Below are 16,142 nucleotides of genomic sequence, written 5' to 3'. Positions count from 1 at the left end.
CCGACGCCCACTAGTATTTGACCCGACATCTGCTGTAACCGGCAGGTGAAGACCCGAGGAGCCATCGTGGCTGAGCTGCACGTCGAGTTGGTCGCCGCGGACCGTCAGGTCTGGTCCGGCGAGGCCAGCCTGGTCGTCGCGCGCACCTCGTCGGGCGACATCGGCGTCATGCCCGGTCACCAGCCGCTGCTCGGCGTGCTGGAGTCCGGTCCGGTGACGATTCGTACGACCGGCGAAGGCGGGGACGGCACGGTCGTCGCCGCGGTGCACGGCGGCTTCATCTCGTTCGCCGACAACAAGCTTTCTCTGCTCGCGGAGATCGCCGAGCTGTCGGACGAGATTGATGTCCAGCGCGCGGAGCGGGCCTTGGAGCGGGCGAAGTCGGAGGCCGACGCGGCCGCCGAGCGCCGCGCCGATGTCCGGCTGCGTGCGGTGGCAGGCGTTCACTGAACCCTGTCACAGACGAGCTTTACCCTCAGCCGCGGGCTGCGCTGGAATTCTCCAGAGCGGTCCGCGGCTGAGCCGATGCAGGTGCGTTTCCCGTATTCGAGGCGAGGAGGTCGGTGGAGATGGTCCTCGCTCTGTGTGTGAGCGCCGCGGTCGTCGTCCTGGTACTACTGGGGCTCTTCGTGTTCGGACTGCGGCGGCGGCTGATCCAGCGGTCCGGCGGCACGTTCGACTGCAGCCTGCGCTGGGACGTGCCCGCCGCGGCGGCCGTCACGGCGGCGGACGGCGAGCCCAGTGGCAAAGGCTGGATCTACGGTGTGGCCCGGTACAGCGGCGACCGTATCGAGTGGTTCCGGGTCTTCTCCTATGCGCCACGCCCGCGGCGCGTCCTGGAGCGGGCCTCCATCGAGGTACTGGAGCGGCGCAGCCCGGAGGGCGAGGAAGAGCTCGCCCTGCTCTCCGACTCCCTCGTCCTCGCCTGCCGGCATCGCGGAACGCGCCTGGAGCTGGCGATGAGCGAGGATGCGCTCACCGGCTTCCTCGCGTGGCTGGAGGCGGCACCGCCCGGACAGAGGGTCAACGTGGCCTGACGACTGTCCGGGTTTTGTGTTTCCGGAGAGCTTTCGGAGGGCTTTTCAGGAGCGGGGTCCGGCGCGCTTCAGTGGGTGCCGCGGCGGGCCGCGCCGAGGCCCAGCTCCTGGGCGAGCACGGCGGCCTGCACCCGGCTGCGCAGCTCCAGCTTGTTCAGCAGCCGGCTGACGTGTGTCTTCACCGTGGCCTCCGCCATCTCCAGGCGCCCCGCGATGTCCGCGTTGGACAGCCCTTCCCCGAGGCAGCCCAGCACCTCGCGCTCCCGGGGCGTGAGCACGTCGAGCGCGGCGGTGTCCGGGGCCGGGCCGGCGGTACGCGGCGCCGCGAACTCCGCGATCAGCCGCCGGGTGACGGCGGGCGCGATGATTCCCTCCCCGGCCGCGACCGTACGGATCGCCGCCAGCAGCGTCGCCGCGTCGCTGGTCTTGAGCAGGAACCCGGCGGCGCCCGCGCGCAGCGCCCCGAAGACGTACTCGTCCAGGTCGAAGGTGGTCAGCACCAGCACGTCGGCCAGCCCCTGCCCGGTGATCTCCCGGGTGGCCGAGACGCCGTCGAGCCGGGGCATCTGTACGTCCATGAGGACCAGGTCGGGGCGGAGCGCGGCGGCCAGCCGTACCGCCTCCTCGCCGTCGGCCGCCTCGCCCGCCACCTCGATGTCGGGCGCCGAGCGCAGGATGAGCACCAGGCCGGCGCGGACGGCCGACTGATCCTCGGCGACCAGGACCCGGACGGGGCGGCGGGTGCGGTCGGTCATGAAGTGTCCTCCTTCTCGTCGGCGGGCAGCGTTGCCCGTACGCGCCATACGTCTCCGTCGGGTGCCGCCTCGAACGTGCCGCCCAGCAGCGCCGCCCGTTCGCCCATCCCGACCAGTCCGGAGCCGGAGCCGGGCGCGCGCGGGCCGGGGCGGCGGCCGTAGGGGCTGGTGACGGCGAGCGACAGGGCGCCGTCGGTCCGGCTCAGGCGTACGGTCACCTCACCGGGCACCGCGTGCTTGAGCGCGTTGGTCACGGACTCCTGGACGATGCGGTACGCGGCGAGCTCCACCGGCGCGGCGAGCGGCGGCCCGCCGGGCGGCCGGTTGTCCGTGAGGGCGAACGTGAGGCCGCTGCCGGCGCCGTGGGCCCGGGCCCGCTCCAGGAGGGCGTCCAGGGCGTCGAGACGGGGCGTGGCGGCGGAGGTCTCCTGGCCGCCGGCGTTCCGCAGCAGGCCGATGAGGCGGCGCATCTCCGCCAGGCCCTGCACGCTGTTCTCGCGGATGACGCCGAGCGCCTCGCGGGTGGCGGCGGGCTCGTCGAGAGCCTGCGCGGCGGTGGCGTGCAGGGCGATGGCGGAGAGGTGGTTCGCGACCATGTCGTGCAGCTCGCGGGCCATCCGGGCGCGTTCGGCGAGTACCGCCTCGCGGCGGTCCAGCTCGGCCAGCAGCGCGGTCTGTTCGGCGCGCAGCCGGGCGGCCCGGGCGGCCTCGCGGTGGTTGCGGATGATGACCGCGGTCCAGGCCGGGCCGATCGTGCCGACGCCCACGGCGACGCCGATGAGCAGCGCCTGCGGATCGCGGAGCAGGGCGACGGGCAGCAGCGTGGCGAGGACGGTGGCCAGCACGCAGGCGCGCGGGATGCGGCGGGCCGCGGCGGGGGAGCCGTACATGACGGCCGCGTAGACCACGTCGGTGAACATCAGGACGGTGGCGATCACCGTGCCGGTGAGCACGTCGAGGGTGAGCGCGGCGACGGCGACGGCCAGTGCGGTACCGGGCGCGGTGCGGCGCAGCAGCTCGGCGCCGGCCATCGCGGCGAGGGCGAGCAACGCGAGCCGCGCGGACAGGCCGAACAGCGGCGGGCCGCCGTGCAGTCCGAGGAACCACAGCAGGACGCCGCCGAGCAGGCCGGAGGCCGCGATGAGGACGTCGTCGCGGTGCGGGCGGCCGGGGGCGCTGAAGGGGCTCACCAGGCCATCCAACAACGCCGCCGCGCCCCGGACCTCCCCATCGGCGACGATCCGCCGCGGGCGCCGGGTACATCGAAGGATGCAGTACGGGATCGTCATGCGCGACGACGAAAGGGACGTACGCGGCGGTGAGGCTGGAGGGGAGCGAAGGGAGCGCGCCGTGATCGTGACGCTGGTCGTGCTGTGCGAGGTCGGGTTCTGGGTGCTGCTGGCCGTGGGGCTGGCGCTGCGCTATCTGGCGCGGCTGCCGCGCACCGGGGCGGCCGTACTGCTGATGGAGCCGCTGCTGGAGCTGGTCCTGCTCGTCGTGACGGTGCTCGACCTGCGCAACGGTGCGCAGGCGGACTGGAAACACGGGCTGGCCGCGGTCTACATCGGCTTCACGGTGGCCTACGGCCATTACACGATCCGGTGGGCGGACGGGCAGTTCGCGTACCGCTTCGCGGGCGGGCCGAAGCCGCCGGGGCCCGGCTACGGCCGGGCGCGCGCGGTCCATGAGTGGAAGCTGTGGCTGCGTACGGTCGTGGCGGCGGCGGTGGCGGCCGGACTGCTGCAGGCCGCGGTCTGGTACGTGGGGGACGGCGACACCGCGTCCCTGCGGATGTGGCAGACCGGCGTGGCCCGCGCCGTGGGGATCCACGGGCTGATCGCGCTCACGTACACGATCTGGCCCAAGCAGCCGAAGAAGACCGGGCAGGACCCGTCCGGGACCGTCACGGGGGAGCGGCCCCGGACCCTGACCAAGCCCTGATCAGCGCCGATCCCCGACGCTCAGCGCTCGCCGCCCGGTACCCACAGCACGTCGCCGAGCTCCTTGTTCGCCGTTCGCGCGAGGATGAAGAGCAGGTCGGAGAGGCGGTTCAGGTAGGTGGCGGTGAGGGGGTTCATGGTCTCGCCGTGCGCCTCCAGGGCCGCCCACGTGGACCGCTCGGCGCGGCGTACGACCGTGCACGCCTGGTGGAGCAGGGCCGCGCCGGGCGTGCCGCCGGGCAGGATGAAGCTGCGCAGCTTCTCCAGCGGCTCCAGGAAGCGGTCGCAGTCCTCCTCCAGCTTGTCGATGTAGCTCTGCTCGACCCGCAGCGGCGGGAACTCCGGGTTCTCCACGACCGGCGTCGAGAGGTCGGCGCCCACGTCGAAGAGGTCGTTCTGGACGCGGACGAGGACCTTGACGACCTCCTCGGAGAGGTCGCCGAGGGCGATGGCGCTGCCGATGACGGCGTTGGCCTCGTTGGCGTCGGCGTAGGCCGCGATCCGCAGATCGGTCTTGGCGGTCCGGCTCATGTCGCCCAGGGCGGTGGTGCCCTGGTCGCCGGTGCGGGTGTAGATGCGCGTCAGATTGACCATTCCGTCAGCGTAGTTATGCCCCGGCCTCGCGGGAGCCACGTGTGCCGACCGTCACGGCGAGCCCCCTACGATGCAAGTAATGGACCGAGGACCCGGTGAGCGGACGGGTCCTCAATTACTCGGTATGAAGCGCCGAATGAGGCCCTTGGGGGCTGGGCTCGTGTGATGTCCGTCATGTGAGACGTGACGCGCATCTCCAAGTCTCCAAAAGGCGGCGAACGAGCGCTAACGTCGCTCGGAAGAAGCCGTGAAGTGCACAGGTGTGAGGGGTCATTCAGTGGCAAAGAAGCTCGCCGTCATCGGGGCCGGACTCATGGGGTCCGGTATCGCGCAGGTCTCCGCCCAGGCGGGCTGGGACGTGACCCTCCGGGACGTCACCGACGGCGCGCTGGCCCGCGGCAAGGCCGGTATCGAGGCGTCGTACGAGAAGTTCGTCGCCAAGGGCAAGCTGGACGCGGCCGCCGCCGAGCAGGCGCTGGCCCGCATCATCACCACCACCGATCTGGAGGCGGCGGCCGACGCCGACATCGTCGTCGAGGCCGTCTTCGAGAAGATCGAGGTCAAGCGGGAGATCTTCCAGACGCTGGACAAGCTGGTCGGCGAGGACGCGGTACTGGCCTCCAACACCTCCGCCATCCCGATCACCAAGATCGCGGCGGCCACCGCCCGCCCCGAGCGGGTCGTGGGCACGCATTTCTTCTCGCCGGTGCCGATGATGCAGCTGTGCGAGCTGGTGCGCGGTTACAAGACCAGCGACGAAACGCTCGCCGCCGCGCGGGAGTTCGCCGAATCGGTCGGTAAGACCTGCATCGTCGTCAATCGCGATGTGGCCGGTTTTGTCACCACGCGCCTGATCTCCGCGCTGGTCGTCGAGGCCGCGAAGCTGTACGAGTCGGGCGTGGCCACCGCCGAGGACATCGACACCGCCTGCAAGCTGGGCTTCGGTCACGCGATGGGCCCCCTGGCCACCGCCGACCTCACCGGCGTCGACATCCTCCTGCACGCCACCGAGAACATCTACACCGAATCGCAGGACGAGAAGTTCGCGCCGCCGGAGCTCATGCGCCGCATGGTGGACGCCGGCGATATCGGCCGCAAGAGCGGGCAGGGATTCTACGAGCACTGAGGAACCGGTTCGCGGCACACCCGTTCAGGCGTCACTCCCGGGAGTGATTTCGGTATCGGTTCGCTTACAGGCGGCAACTTCGTCGCGTGAGGGGCAGTCAGTTCTGTAGACGCAAAAACATTTCTCGCATCACCACGGGGAGCGCATATGCACATCAAGGGCGACCACGCCGAGCTGGTCGTCGGGGGCCGCCTCGACGTCCGCAGCGCGGCGGACGCCCGTACGGCCCTGCACGTCGCCGTCGACTCCGGTTGCGGCGATCTCGTGCTGGACCTGACCGAGCTGGATTCCTGGGACGCCACCGGGCTCGGCGTGATCATGGGAGCGCACCGCCGCGCGGGCCGGGTGAACCGCCGGCTCGTGCTGCGCGGAGTGCCGCCCCAGATGCAGCGCCTGCTGGTGGCCACACGGTTGCACCGTATTCTGGCCATTGAGGGCGGCCTTGAAGCGGAGTCGCTGCCCCGCGTCTGAGGCCCGCGTGACCTGCGGGGGACCGCGCGGCCGCCGGTAACTGAGAGGCGCAAGCGGTACATATGGCGCTGATCCTCGCGAATCCGTGACGTACCGGGCAGGGCAGGGCCCCGGCGCATCGTAGATACTGTCGGAAGGCTTAATGTTCGGTTCTCGTCGCGCCCCGAGCGGCGGCGGTGGACACCGGACCAGAAGCGGCGGCCGGGGCCCCCGCCCCGGCCCGGTCGGGGAGTGCGGACGGCCGGAGGAGCAGTCGGCACGCCACGCATCTGGGGGGCTTGAGTCCATGGATCCGCACAACGGCCGGCGGCCGGAGGAGCACAGCGCGCAGGACCATCCTGCCGACCCGCTGCCGTCCGGCGCCGACAGCCCGCAGTTCGTGCCGGACGGCCCGGTCCGTACCGCGCGGCTGGTCACCGGCGACTATCTGCTCACCGTCAATCCCGTCGACGGCAGCGAGATCGAGCCGACGCCGCCGGGCGAGGAGCCGGGCACGCCGCAGAAGCACTCGCCCAAGGAGCGCGCCGAGCGGGCCCGCGCGCTGAGCGCCCCGCCGGTGCCGCCCGGCGGCCTCGGCCACCCCGTGGACCGGCTCCCGCTGCTGGAGCGCCAGGAGGAGACCGAGCGGCTGACCCGGCTGCTCACCCGCGGCCGCTCCGTACGCCTCACCGGCCCCTCCGGCGCGGGCCGCTCCCGGCTCCTGGACGCCGTCGCCGCAGGCTGCGCCGGTCTCGCGCCCGACGGCGTCGTCCGGCTCTCCGGATACCGCCGCACGGCCACCGACCTGATGTACGACCTGTTCGGCGCCGTGTACCGCGCGCCGCACTACCGCCCCGGCCGCCCCGAGCTGCTCGCCGCGCTGGCCGGCGTCGGCGCCGTGGTGGTCGTGGACGACCTGGAGTTCGGCGGCGACGCGCTGGAGGAGCTGCTGGCCGCCACCCCCGAGTGCGCCTTCCTGCTCTCGGCCACCCCCGACGTGCCCGCGCCCTCGGCCGCCTCGCACATCGAAGAGGTCTTCGTCGCGGGCCTCGGCCGCGCCGCCTGCCAGGAGCTGCTGGAGCGCGCTGCGGGCCGGCCGCTGACCGACGAGGAGGCCGCCTGGGCGGGCGACCTGTGGTTCGAGTCCGAGGGGCTGCCGCTGCGCTTCCTGCAGGCCGGCGCGGTCCTGCGGCAGCGCGACCGGAGCAGCGCGGACGCGGCCGCCGACGCGGCGGCCGCCGAGGCCGCGGGGGACGGCGCGGCGGGTGACGGCACTCCGGACGGCGCCGCTTCCGAGGATGGCGCCGCGTCCGAGGGCGGCGCCGCGTCCGAAGGCACGGACGGTGCCGATGACGCGGCCGGGACTCAGCCGCCGCTCCCCGGCATCCCCCAGGCCGCCTCCTTCGCCGCGATGATCGCGGAGCGGCTCTCGCCGGCCGCGCAGGACGCGCTGCGGCTGGCCGTCGCCCTCGGCGGCGACCTCCCGCACCCCACCCACCTGCCCGCGCTCTTCAAGGACGCCCGCGCGGACGCCGCCCTCGGCGATCTGCTGGCCTGCGGGCTGATCAGCCCGGCCGGTACCCACTACCGCCTCGCGGCGACCGTCCTGGACCAGCTCACCGCCGCCGGGTACGCCGAGGGCGGGGCCGGCCACGCGCACGCGGCGGCCCAGCACTACTCCTGGTGGGCCGGGCACCACTCGGTCACTCCCGAGCGGGCCGCGGCCGAGGCCGACGCGCTGCTCGCCGTGATGGCCCGGCTCACCGCGAGCCGGGAGTCCGGGCACGCCAGCGCCGCCGTGCTGCTCGCCCGTACGGCCGCCCCCGCGTTCGCCGCTGCCCTGCAGTGGAACGCCTGGGAGCGCAGCCTGCGGTACGGCCAGGAGGCCGCCAGGGTCGCCGGCGAGGTCGGCGAAGAGGCGTACTTCCACCACGAGTTGGGCGTCCTCGCGCTCTGCCTGGGCCACCTGGACAAGGCGCGCGCCGAGCTGGAGGCGTCCATAGGGCTGCGCGGCGCGCTCGCCGACCGGCGCGGCGCCGTCGCGGGGCGGCGCGCCCTCGCCCTGGTCGCCGACCGCACCGGCGTCCCCGTGTCCCCGGAGATCACCGGGGCCGGGGTGACGGCCGCGGGCGAGGAGATCCCGCACACGGGGACCGACGAGTCCGCCTCGCCGCCCGGGTCGCCGACCGCGATCACCACGCCGATGCCGCAGGTGGACGAGAGCGCGGCGACCGTGGTGACCCCCGTGGTGAGCACCGCGGCGGGCCCGGCGGGCGCGAAGAAGAAGCGCGCCGCGGGGCTCACCGGCGCGCGCCGCAAGATGGCCGCGGCCGGCGCGGGCGCGCTGCTGGCCGCCGTTCTCGGCACGATCGTCACGCTCGGCGCCACCTCCGGCGGCGACGCCCCGGCGGACAAGGTCAAGTCCGGCCAGTCCGCCGAGGAGAGCAAGGACAGCGACGGCCTGACCGCCGACGAGCCGACCCAGGACGCGACCGGCCCGGGGGCCTGGGACAGCAGTACGGGCGCGCGGACCGGCGTGCCCGCCACGTCCGGCAGCGCACGCCCCGACGATCCGGCCACCGGTCCGCAGCCCGGCAGCCCCGGCTCCACGCAGCCGACCGGCCGGCCGACGGACTCGGGCAATCCGACGACGCCGTCCGGCAAGCCGACCGGCTCGACCAAGCCGCCGACGAGCAGGCCCACGACGCCGACGACACCGCCCGAGCCGACGGACGAGCCGAGCACGCCGACCCAGGACCCGGACCCGACCACGTCCGAGCCGACGCCCGGTACCTCGGACTCCCCGTCGCAGTCCGAGGGCGACCCGTCCGCGAGCAGCCCGATGAGCGACGGAACGGGCAGCGGGACCGCGTCCGACCCGTCTGAGCCGACCGCCTGACCGGCCCGTACCGCCGTACATGTAGCACCGGCCCGCCCGCGGAACGTCTCGCGGGCGGGCCGGTGCCTACGCACGGGCGGTGGGGCGCCTCAGAACAGCCGCAGCTTGTCGTCCTCGATGCCGCGCAGCGCGTCGTAGTCCAGGACGACACAGCCGATGCCGCGGTCGGTGGCCAGCACCCGGGCCTGCGGCTTGATGTCCTGGGCCGCGAACACGCCCTTCACCGGGGCCAAGTGCGGGTCACGGTTGAGGAGTTCGAGGTAACGGGTGAGCTGCTCGACGCCGTCGATCTCACCGCGCCGCTTGATCTCCACGGCGACCGTCGCACCGTCCGCATCCCGGCACAGGATGTCCACCGGGCCGATCGCGGTGGGGTATTCACGCCGAATCAGGGAGTACCCCTCACCGAGCGTGTCGATCCGGTCGGCGAGCAGCTCCTGGAGGTGCGCCTCCACGCCGTCCTTGATGAGACCCGGGTCCACGCCGAGCTCGTGGGAGGAGTCGTGCATGATCTCCTCCATCGTGATGATGAGCTTCTCGCCGCCCTTGTTCTCCACGGTCCACACGTCGCCGTCGCCGCCCTTGAGGGTGCACGGCGGGGACATCCAGTTGAGCGGTTTGTAGGCCCTGTCGTCAGCGTGGATGGAGACGCTGCCGTCTGCCTTGACCAGGATCAGACGGGGAGCGGAGGGCAGGTGGGCGGTGAGCCGGCCGGCGTAGTCCACGGAGCAGCGGGCGATGACGAGACGCATGGTGCGCCACGCTACTCGACGCCGGGTGGTCCACGCGATTCGCCCATGGGCGTACGCGGTGTACTCGTACGAACGCCGGATCCGGGGCGGGGCGACGTTGCGGGGGAAACCCCCGCAGCTCCGGCGGGTTCGCGTGGCCGGTTGTGTGCGCAATCTCCTGGTGCGGGCAAGAAAGGCGGAATACCGTTGACGCGGGGGGTCGTGACGCGGACACGCTGCGTGGCGATCCCTCGTACTGTCCCTGAGGCTCCGCCCCTTATGGAGCCGCGAGAGGAGAACCTCATGTCGCTCGACGTCTCACCGGCCCTCCTCGAACAGGCCGAGCGAGGCGAGGTCGACGAAGCCGCATTTGTCGACTGCGTCCGGACCTCTCTGCCCTATGCATGGGAGATGATCAGCTCGCTGGTGGCCCGCCTGAAGGTGGACGGCGGGGAGTTCGCCGACAACCTGACCCCGCCGCCCGATGAGCAGGCGCGCGGCCAGCTGCTGCGAGCACTGGCGAGTGACGCGATACGCGGGTCGCTCGAACGGTACTTCGGTGTGCGGCTGGCGTTCCAGAACTGTCACCGGGTCGCGGTCTTCCCGCTCGACCCGTCGGCGGACGATCGCCTGGCCCGCTTCACCTCCGTGCGCGGCCAGCTGCTGAACCAGTCGCCCGAACTGCGCGACTGCTGATCGGAGTTGCCGCCGCCGACGTGCTCGGGATGTGATGCCGGAGCGGCGTCAGCACGCGAGCGGCGGCATCGGCAACGGTCCGCCGGCGGGGCTCTCGGGCCCCGTCGGCGGACGGACCGCCCGTCGGGCACATGAAGGTTCTCTCCGGACCCCCCGGCCCCCGGGGTCCTCTCGCCCGGGCCATCGGCCCAGCGGCATCGGGACAGCGGCACTCAAGGGCAGTCGTACTCGCCGCACTCATGACAGCGGCTTTCAGAGCAGCATCGGCAGTACCTCTTTGCCCAGCCGGCGGATGTTCTCCTCCGTCGTGGCGAGGTCGCCGGACCCCTCCACCAACAGCGCGTGGCGCCTGATGCCTGTCTTTTCCGCCGTCGCGGCGATCCGGTCCGCGCAGTCCTCCGGCGTCCCGACCGGGTGCAGCCCGCAGAGCAGCTCGGTATAGGCCAGCGGGTCCCGCATGGCACGGCGCCGGCCGTCGACCGTGACATGGGCCGCGAGCCCCTGGCGCAGCCAGCCGGGCATCGACTTCAGCAGCGTCTCTCTGGCGTCCTGCCGGGCGTCGGCGATCTGCAGCACGCCCGCCGAGACATGGCCGACCGCCGCGACCTCGTCCGGATCCCGCCCCGCGGCCAGCGCCGTGCGCCGCCAGCAGGCGACCATCTCGGCCTTTTCCTCGTCCCCCGAGTGCATCCCGAGCAGCATGGGCAGGCCGCGCTCGGCCGCCAGCCGCACGGAGCGGGTGGAAGTGCAGGCCACCACCACCGGTGGGCCGTCCCGCCCGGCCGGCTCCTCGGCGGGCCGTGGCACCACCGCCACGTCCCGGAAGGCGTACCGCGCACCGGACGCCCCGACGCGCGGCTCGCGCAGCCAGCGCAGCAGCAGGTCCAGGGACTCCGGAAACCCTTCCTCGAACGCCGCGAGGCCGCACCCGAAGACCTCCAGGTCCACCCAGGGCCCGCCCCGCCCGACGCCGAGCGTGAACCGCCCGCCGGACGTCAGATGCAGCAGCGCCGCCTGCTCACCGACCGCGACCGGATGCGCGGACGGCAGGACGGTCACGGCCGTGCCGACTCCGATGCGGTGCGTACGCCCCAGCAGCTGTGCTGCCAGGGTCACGGCCGACGGGCAGATGCCGTACGGCACGAAATGGTGCTCGGCCACCCAGACGTCGTCGAGACCGGCCTCCTCGGCCACCTCGGCCGACCGGACGGCCCGGTGCAGTGTCTCCCCCTCGCCCTGGCCCGGAAACTGGGCGGCCAGGATAAAAGCCCCAACGCGCATCGCTCTTCTGCCTCCTCGCAGCCGACGCGACATCCCCCTTACAGGCAACAACGGCTGACACGTGCCAAGGGCACGGCTCCCGCCGAAGTTTCCTGATGATCGCAGCATTGCGACGGAGGGTCCGGGACTCCGGCCGGTCGTCGTAGTCTGGTGACAGCCCGTTACTCCCCCCGAGAAGTCCCGAGGTGCCCAGTGTCCCCCCGTCGAAACCGTCCGCGCGGCGGTGAGAACCCTTCGGATCGCGTGGGTGGCCCGCGCTACGGACTGGAGCGTACGGAGGAGTGGCGCGGCGAGGAGTGGTACGTACGGCAGATCGGCGGCGGCGCGGCGGCCAAGCACTACCGCTGCCCGGGCTGTGACCAGGAGATCCCGCCCGGCGTGCCGCACGTGGTGGCCTGGCCGCAGCACAGCGACGGCGACGACCGGCGGCACTGGCACAAGGCGTGCTGGAACGCACGGGACCGCCGGAGCGCCCGGCTCCAGCGGTCCCGGAACGCGCCCCGATACTGACCCCGGGACGCGCGCTTTTCGGACTCCCTGCGGCTACTAGACGTCCCGCTGGTGCAGCGCCACGAAGGCGCCGCCGAGGACGACGGCCGTCAGCCCCGTCACGATCCACAGCGGGTCCCAGCCCGAGGGTCCGGACGCGGCGACGGCATTGCTGTACATCACACCGAGCTGGCTCGGGATGGAATACTCGAACAGGAAGTCCCGCAGATCCTGCAGGCTCTCCGCCATCATGAACAGCGCCAGCACCAGCGGCAGCAGCACCAGGCCGATCATGATCGTGATGGCGCCCGCCGAGTGCCGGAGCAGCGCGCCGACGGACAGCGCGAGCAGGCCGAGCATCGCGACGTAGAGGCTCACGCCGACCGTCGCCTTGAACCACTCCGAGCCGCTCGGTGTGGCGCCGCCCTGGCCGCTGAGCAGGCCGGTCTCGATCAGCGCGACCAGCGTCGTGGTGACCGCGGTGACCACGAAGGACAGCACGAAGAAGACGATCGCCTTCGCGGCGAGCACCCGCGCCCGGCTGGGGCAGGCGGTCAGCGTCGTACGGATCATGCCGGTGCCGTACTCGGAGGAGACGCACAGCACGCCCAGCGTGATCACGCACATCAGGCCGAGCAGCATGCCGAACATGCCGAAGCCCAGCGGTGAGGCGCCGCGCAGGTCGGTGCCGCTCGCGGAGATGCCGAAGCCGGTGAGCGTGCCGACGCCGAGCACGAGGACGATCATCACGCCGAGCGTCCACACGGTGGAGCGGACCGACTTGATCTTCGTCCACTCCGAGGCCAGCGCATGCCCCAGGTGCGTCCGCCGCACCGGTATGGGCGAGACATAACCGCCCCCGGAGTACTGCGCCTGCGGGGGAGCGGTGGCGTACGCGGGCTGCTGCTGGGGCTGCTGAGCGGGCGCCTGCTGCGACTGGGGCTGTGCCTGCTGCTGCGGCTGTGCGCCCGGCTGCGGCCCGCCGGCCCGCGGTCCGACGGCGTTCAGCATCATCGTGCCCTCGTCCTGGCGGGGCGGCTGCGGCTGCTGTGGCTGCTGCGGCTGGTCGGGGCTGGTCATCGGGCGTCCTCGCTGTGCTGCTGGGTCGGGTCGGCGGGGGCGGCGTGCTGCTGGGGCTGTGTCTGCGGCTGCTGGGGCGGCGCCGGGGGCGCTCCGTACGGACCGGGGACCGGCGCGCCCTGCGGCTGCGCTCCGTACGGGCCGGGCTGTCCGGCGTACGGACCGGGCGCCCCGCCCTGCGGCCCGTACGCGCCCGCGTACGGATCACCCGCGTACCCCTGCGGCGGCAGCCCACCGGGCACCCCACCAGGCACGACGCCAGGTACCCCACCGGGCACGACGCCCGGCACCGCCTGCGGCGGGACCGCCGAGCGGTAGTCCACCGCGCCCTGCGTCAGCTGCATGTACGCCTCTTCCAGGGACGCCTGGTGCGGCGACAGCTCCCACAGCCGGACCCCGGCCTCGTGCGCCAGGTCGCTGATCCGCGGCAGCGCCAGCCCGGTGACGCGCAGCGCCCCGTCCGGCTCCGGCGTGACCTGGCCGCCCGCCTCGCTCAGCGCGGAGGTCAGCTTCTCGCCCTGCGCGGGCTCGGTGTCGGGCGTGCGGACACGCGCGAAGCCGGCCGAGTTGGCGGCGATGAAGTCCTTGACGTTCATGTCGGCGAGCAGCTGCCCGCGGCCGATCACGATCAGGTGCTCGGCCGTCAGCGCCATCTCGCTCATCAGGTGCGAGGAGACGAAGACCGTACGGCCCTCCGAAGCGAGCTGCTTCATGAGGTTGCGGACCCACAGGATGCCCTCCGGGTCCAGGCCGTTGACCGGCTCGTCGAAGAGCAGCACCTGCGGGTCGCCGAGCATCGCGGCGGCGATGCCGAGCCGCTGTCCCATGCCCAGCGAGAAGCCCTTGGACCGCTTTCTCGCCACGTCCTGCAGGCCGACCAGGCCCAGCACCTCGTCCACCCGGCTCGCCGGGATCCCGGAGAGCTGCGCCAGCGACAGCAGGTGCTGGCGGGCGCTGCGGCCGCCGTGCACGGCCTTCGCGTCGAGCAGCGCGCCCACCTGGCGCGGCGCGTTCGGGAGCTTGCGGAAGGGGTGGCCGCCGATCGTCACATGCCCCGAGGTCGGGGTGTCCAGCCCCAGGATCATCCGCATCGTGGTGGACTTCCCGGACCCGTTGGGTCCCAGGAAGCCGGTGACGGTCCCCGGCCGTACTTGGAACGACAGGTTGTGCACGGCCGTCTTGGCGCCGTAGCGCTTCGTCAGGCCGACTGCCTCGATCATTCTCCGCCCCTCGCGAGATGGTGTCGGGGCACGGCATGCCGAAATCACCTCATGCCCCCGTGAGGGTTAGGAGGCTATCGAGCCATTGACGGTTCCGCTCAATCCCCGCGTGTCGGTGACCGGCGAAGACCTGCTTCGCCCCCGATGGGCGGCAGGTCGTCGTACGTCCGGACCTCCGCCGCCTCGTCCATATACGGGGCGAACTCCTCCTGCGGCAGCACCCGGCCCTCCGCGCGGAAGATCTGCCGCGCCTCCGACCGCACCGCGCCGTCCGCGGAGGCCCGCGCCACCCACGCCTCCGGGTCGGGCCCGAGGATCCGCCGCAGCGCGGCCGACCCGGCCAGCAGCGCGGCGAGCAGCGCCGGCTGCGGCCCGGCGGGGCGCGGCCCGCCGTCCGGCCCCGCCAGTACGCCGTGCCGGCTGACGTACAGGTACGCGCCGCTCAGCCGCTCCCCGGACGGCAGCGTCATGGGGAACCGGTCGCCGGGCAGCAGGACGCGGTGGTAGTTGGCCTCCGTGGCGTCCACGACCGCCAGTTGCGCGGCGTCCAGCCACCCCGCCACGAGCGTCACTTCGGAGTGCGGGTCGGTGAACGGCGCGGCGGCCACGTAACCCGGCGTACCGATGTGCGCCGAGCTGCCCACACCGATGCCGCGCAGGCGTACCGGGACCATCGGAACGGCAGCGGGGACTTCGCGCCGGGTGAGCTTGTACGAGACCTGCGCGGGGCAGGCGTTGGAGCCGACGGCGAGGACGGGGTGGCGCTGCCCGGCGGGCGGCAGGCCGCGGGCGCGCAGTACGTCGTCGAGGGTGCGGTCCGGGTCCGGGCCGAGCCGCCAGCCGCCGACCCGGTGCGGGCCGGGGACCGCGGTGAGCGGCAGCAGCGTCCCGCCGTCCAGCAGCGCGGGCGCCGTCACCGGCCGCCCCGGATACGTCAGCGGCTCCAGGGCCGGGACGGGCCCGAGCCCCGGCGCTCCCGCGGGCAGCACTACGCGTCCCGCTTCTTCAGGAAGAGATACCCGGCGATCAGCGCGGCGATGACCCACAGAGCCATGATGCCGAGCCCCCCCCACGGGCCGTACGGGACGTCGTCGCCGGTGGTCACCACCTTCATGACCTTCTGGCCCGCCTGGTCGGGGAGGTACCGGCCGAGCTTCCGGGTGGCCGAGACGGCGCCGAGGATGTTGGAGATCAGGAAGAAGAACGGCATCAGGATGCCCAGCGAGAGCATCGGACTGCGCAGCGCCGCGGCCACGCCCATGGAGAACAGCGCGATCAGCGTCATGTAGAGCGCGCCGCCGAAGACCGCGCGCAGCACGCCCGGGTCGCCCAGCCCCACGCGGAGGTCGGGGCCCAGCATGGCCTGGCCGACGGAGAAGGCGACGAAGCTGGTCACCAGGGACACGACGAACGCGAGCAGGGTGGCCACCGCGATCTTGCTGAAGAGGAAGGCGCCGCGCTGCGGCACGGCGGCCAGCGAAGTGCGGATCATGCCGGTGCTGTACTCGTTGGAGACCACCAGCACCCCGAAGACGATCATCGCGAGCTGGCCCAGGCCCATCCCGGCGAAGGCCGTGCTGGTGGCGTCGAAGGTGATCCGCTCGCGGACCGGCATGGACTCGAAGTCGTTCTTGACGAGCAGACAGAGCGCCGCGCCCATGACGACCGTGACGACCACGGCGATGCCCAGCGTCCACACCGTGGAGCGCACCGACCTGATCTTGGTCCATTCCGAGGTGAGGACCTGGGAGGCCAATGCCATCGTCAGCGCCCCTTCTTCCGCTGCCAGTCGGCGCCCCAGCCGCCGGCCGACGCGGGGGGAGGCGGAGGCGGGGGCGGGCCCC

At 72.8% G+C, this 16,142-nt stretch carries 17 protein-coding genes; 8 read left to right on the top strand and 9 right to left on the bottom strand.

The window, feature by feature from the left end; all coding sequences use genetic code 11:
* The first annotated feature begins 66 nt into the window (after window positions 1-66).
* Both CCS38_RS22510 and CCS38_RS22505 read left to right on the top strand, forming a co-directional pair.
* Window positions 67-450 (top strand): F0F1 ATP synthase subunit epsilon, encoded by a 384-nt coding sequence (locus CCS38_RS22510; protein ID WP_223735126.1) that lies wholly within the window; start codon window positions 67-69, stop codon window positions 448-450.
* Between the two features lie 119 nt (window positions 451-569).
* Window positions 570-1,037, top strand: a complete 468-nt coding sequence (locus tag CCS38_RS22505; RefSeq protein ID WP_223735125.1) for a DUF2550 domain-containing protein — start codon at window positions 570-572, stop codon at window positions 1,035-1,037.
* Window positions 1,038-1,105: 68 nt separating this feature from the next.
* Here CCS38_RS22505 and CCS38_RS22500 read toward each other — a convergent pair whose 3' ends face one another.
* Both CCS38_RS22500 and CCS38_RS22495 read right to left on the bottom strand, forming a co-directional pair.
* The gene (locus CCS38_RS22500) at window positions 1,106-1,792 is read right to left on the bottom strand and encodes a response regulator (RefSeq protein ID WP_223735124.1); all 687 of its coding nucleotides are present in this window, start codon (window positions 1,790-1,792) and stop codon (window positions 1,106-1,108) included.
* On the bottom strand, window positions 1,789-2,982 hold the full coding sequence (locus CCS38_RS22495; RefSeq protein WP_223735123.1) for a sensor histidine kinase: 1,194 nt from the start codon (window positions 2,980-2,982) through the stop codon (window positions 1,789-1,791). The genes CCS38_RS22500 and CCS38_RS22495 overlap by 4 nt, the downstream gene beginning before the upstream one ends.
* 160 nt (window positions 2,983-3,142) lie before the next feature.
* Here CCS38_RS22495 and CCS38_RS22490 point away from each other — a divergent pair, with 160 nt between their 5' ends.
* Complete coding sequence (locus tag CCS38_RS22490; protein WP_223735122.1) at window positions 3,143-3,733, top strand: hypothetical protein; 591 nt, start codon at window positions 3,143-3,145, stop codon at window positions 3,731-3,733.
* A gap of 20 nt (window positions 3,734-3,753) precedes the next feature.
* On the opposite strand, the gene CCS38_RS22485 is transcribed toward CCS38_RS22490, so the two are convergent.
* Window positions 3,754-4,326, bottom strand: coding sequence for a cob(I)yrinic acid a,c-diamide adenosyltransferase (locus tag CCS38_RS22485; RefSeq protein ID WP_223735121.1), 573 nt, complete (start codon window positions 4,324-4,326; stop codon window positions 3,754-3,756).
* A 277-nt stretch (window positions 4,327-4,603) separates the two neighbouring features.
* Between CCS38_RS22485 and CCS38_RS22480 the strand changes: the two genes are divergently transcribed.
* The 3 genes from CCS38_RS22480 (at window position 4,604) to CCS38_RS22470 (ending at window position 8,801) form a co-directional block, all read left to right on the top strand.
* Window positions 4,604-5,452 carry a 3-hydroxyacyl-CoA dehydrogenase family protein gene (locus CCS38_RS22480; RefSeq protein WP_223735120.1) on the top strand — a complete coding sequence of 283 codons (849 nt, stop codon included), beginning with the start codon at window positions 4,604-4,606 and terminating at the stop codon, window positions 5,450-5,452.
* A 147-nt stretch (window positions 5,453-5,599) separates the two neighbouring features.
* A complete protein-coding gene (locus tag CCS38_RS22475) occupies window positions 5,600-5,923 on the top strand; it encodes an STAS domain-containing protein (protein ID WP_223735119.1) in 324 nt (107 codons plus the stop codon).
* A gap of 286 nt (window positions 5,924-6,209) precedes the next feature.
* A complete protein-coding gene (locus CCS38_RS22470; protein ID WP_223735118.1) occupies window positions 6,210-8,801 on the top strand; it encodes an ATP-binding protein in 2,592 nt (863 codons plus the stop codon).
* Between the two features lie 89 nt (window positions 8,802-8,890).
* Here the strand turns inward: CCS38_RS22470 and nucS are convergent, their stop codons facing one another.
* The gene (nucS, locus tag CCS38_RS22465; RefSeq protein WP_223735117.1) at window positions 8,891-9,553 is read right to left on the bottom strand and encodes an endonuclease NucS; all 663 of its coding nucleotides are present in this window, start codon (window positions 9,551-9,553) and stop codon (window positions 8,891-8,893) included.
* 282 nt (window positions 9,554-9,835) lie between these two features.
* On the opposite strand from nucS, the gene CCS38_RS22460 reads away from it, so the two are divergent.
* Window positions 9,836-10,228, top strand: coding sequence for an SCO5389 family protein (locus CCS38_RS22460; protein ID WP_223735116.1), 393 nt, complete (start codon window positions 9,836-9,838; stop codon window positions 10,226-10,228).
* Between the two features lie 252 nt (window positions 10,229-10,480).
* On the opposite strand, the gene CCS38_RS22455 is transcribed toward CCS38_RS22460, so the two are convergent.
* Window positions 10,481-11,509, bottom strand: a complete 1,029-nt coding sequence (locus CCS38_RS22455) for an LLM class flavin-dependent oxidoreductase (protein WP_223735115.1) — start codon at window positions 11,507-11,509, stop codon at window positions 10,481-10,483.
* Between the two features lie 192 nt (window positions 11,510-11,701).
* On the opposite strand from CCS38_RS22455, the gene CCS38_RS22450 reads away from it, so the two are divergent.
* A complete protein-coding gene (locus tag CCS38_RS22450; RefSeq protein WP_223735114.1) occupies window positions 11,702-12,019 on the top strand; it encodes an Rv1322 family protein in 318 nt (105 codons plus the stop codon).
* A gap of 36 nt (window positions 12,020-12,055) precedes the next feature.
* On the opposite strand, the gene CCS38_RS22445 is transcribed toward CCS38_RS22450, so the two are convergent.
* The 4 genes from CCS38_RS22445 to CCS38_RS22430 form a co-directional block, all read right to left on the bottom strand.
* Entirely contained in the window at window positions 12,056-13,078 is a 1,023-nt protein-coding gene (locus CCS38_RS22445; protein ID WP_223735113.1) for an ABC transporter permease subunit, read from the bottom strand.
* Window positions 13,075-14,298, bottom strand: a complete 1,224-nt coding sequence (locus CCS38_RS22440) for an ABC transporter ATP-binding protein (RefSeq protein ID WP_223735112.1) — start codon at window positions 14,296-14,298, stop codon at window positions 13,075-13,077. The genes CCS38_RS22445 and CCS38_RS22440 overlap by 4 nt, the downstream gene beginning before the upstream one ends.
* A gap of 98 nt (window positions 14,299-14,396) precedes the next feature.
* Window positions 14,397-15,287, bottom strand: coding sequence for a hypothetical protein (locus CCS38_RS22435; RefSeq protein WP_223735111.1), 891 nt, complete (start codon window positions 15,285-15,287; stop codon window positions 14,397-14,399).
* Window positions 15,287-16,060 (bottom strand): ABC transporter permease, encoded by a 774-nt coding sequence (locus CCS38_RS22430; RefSeq protein WP_223735144.1) that lies wholly within the window; start codon window positions 16,058-16,060, stop codon window positions 15,287-15,289. The genes CCS38_RS22435 and CCS38_RS22430 overlap by 1 nt, the downstream gene beginning before the upstream one ends.
* Window positions 16,061-16,142 lie beyond the last annotated feature (82 nt).

Origin of the sequence: Streptomyces purpurogeneiscleroticus (genome assembly GCF_020024005.1) — a bacterium.
In the GTDB taxonomy this organism is placed as follows: Bacteria; Actinomycetota; Actinomycetes; order Streptomycetales; family Streptomycetaceae; genus Streptomyces; species Streptomyces purpurogeneiscleroticus.
Note: the sequence above shows the minus strand (reverse complement) of the source record. Positions and strands in the feature narration are given on the sequence as shown.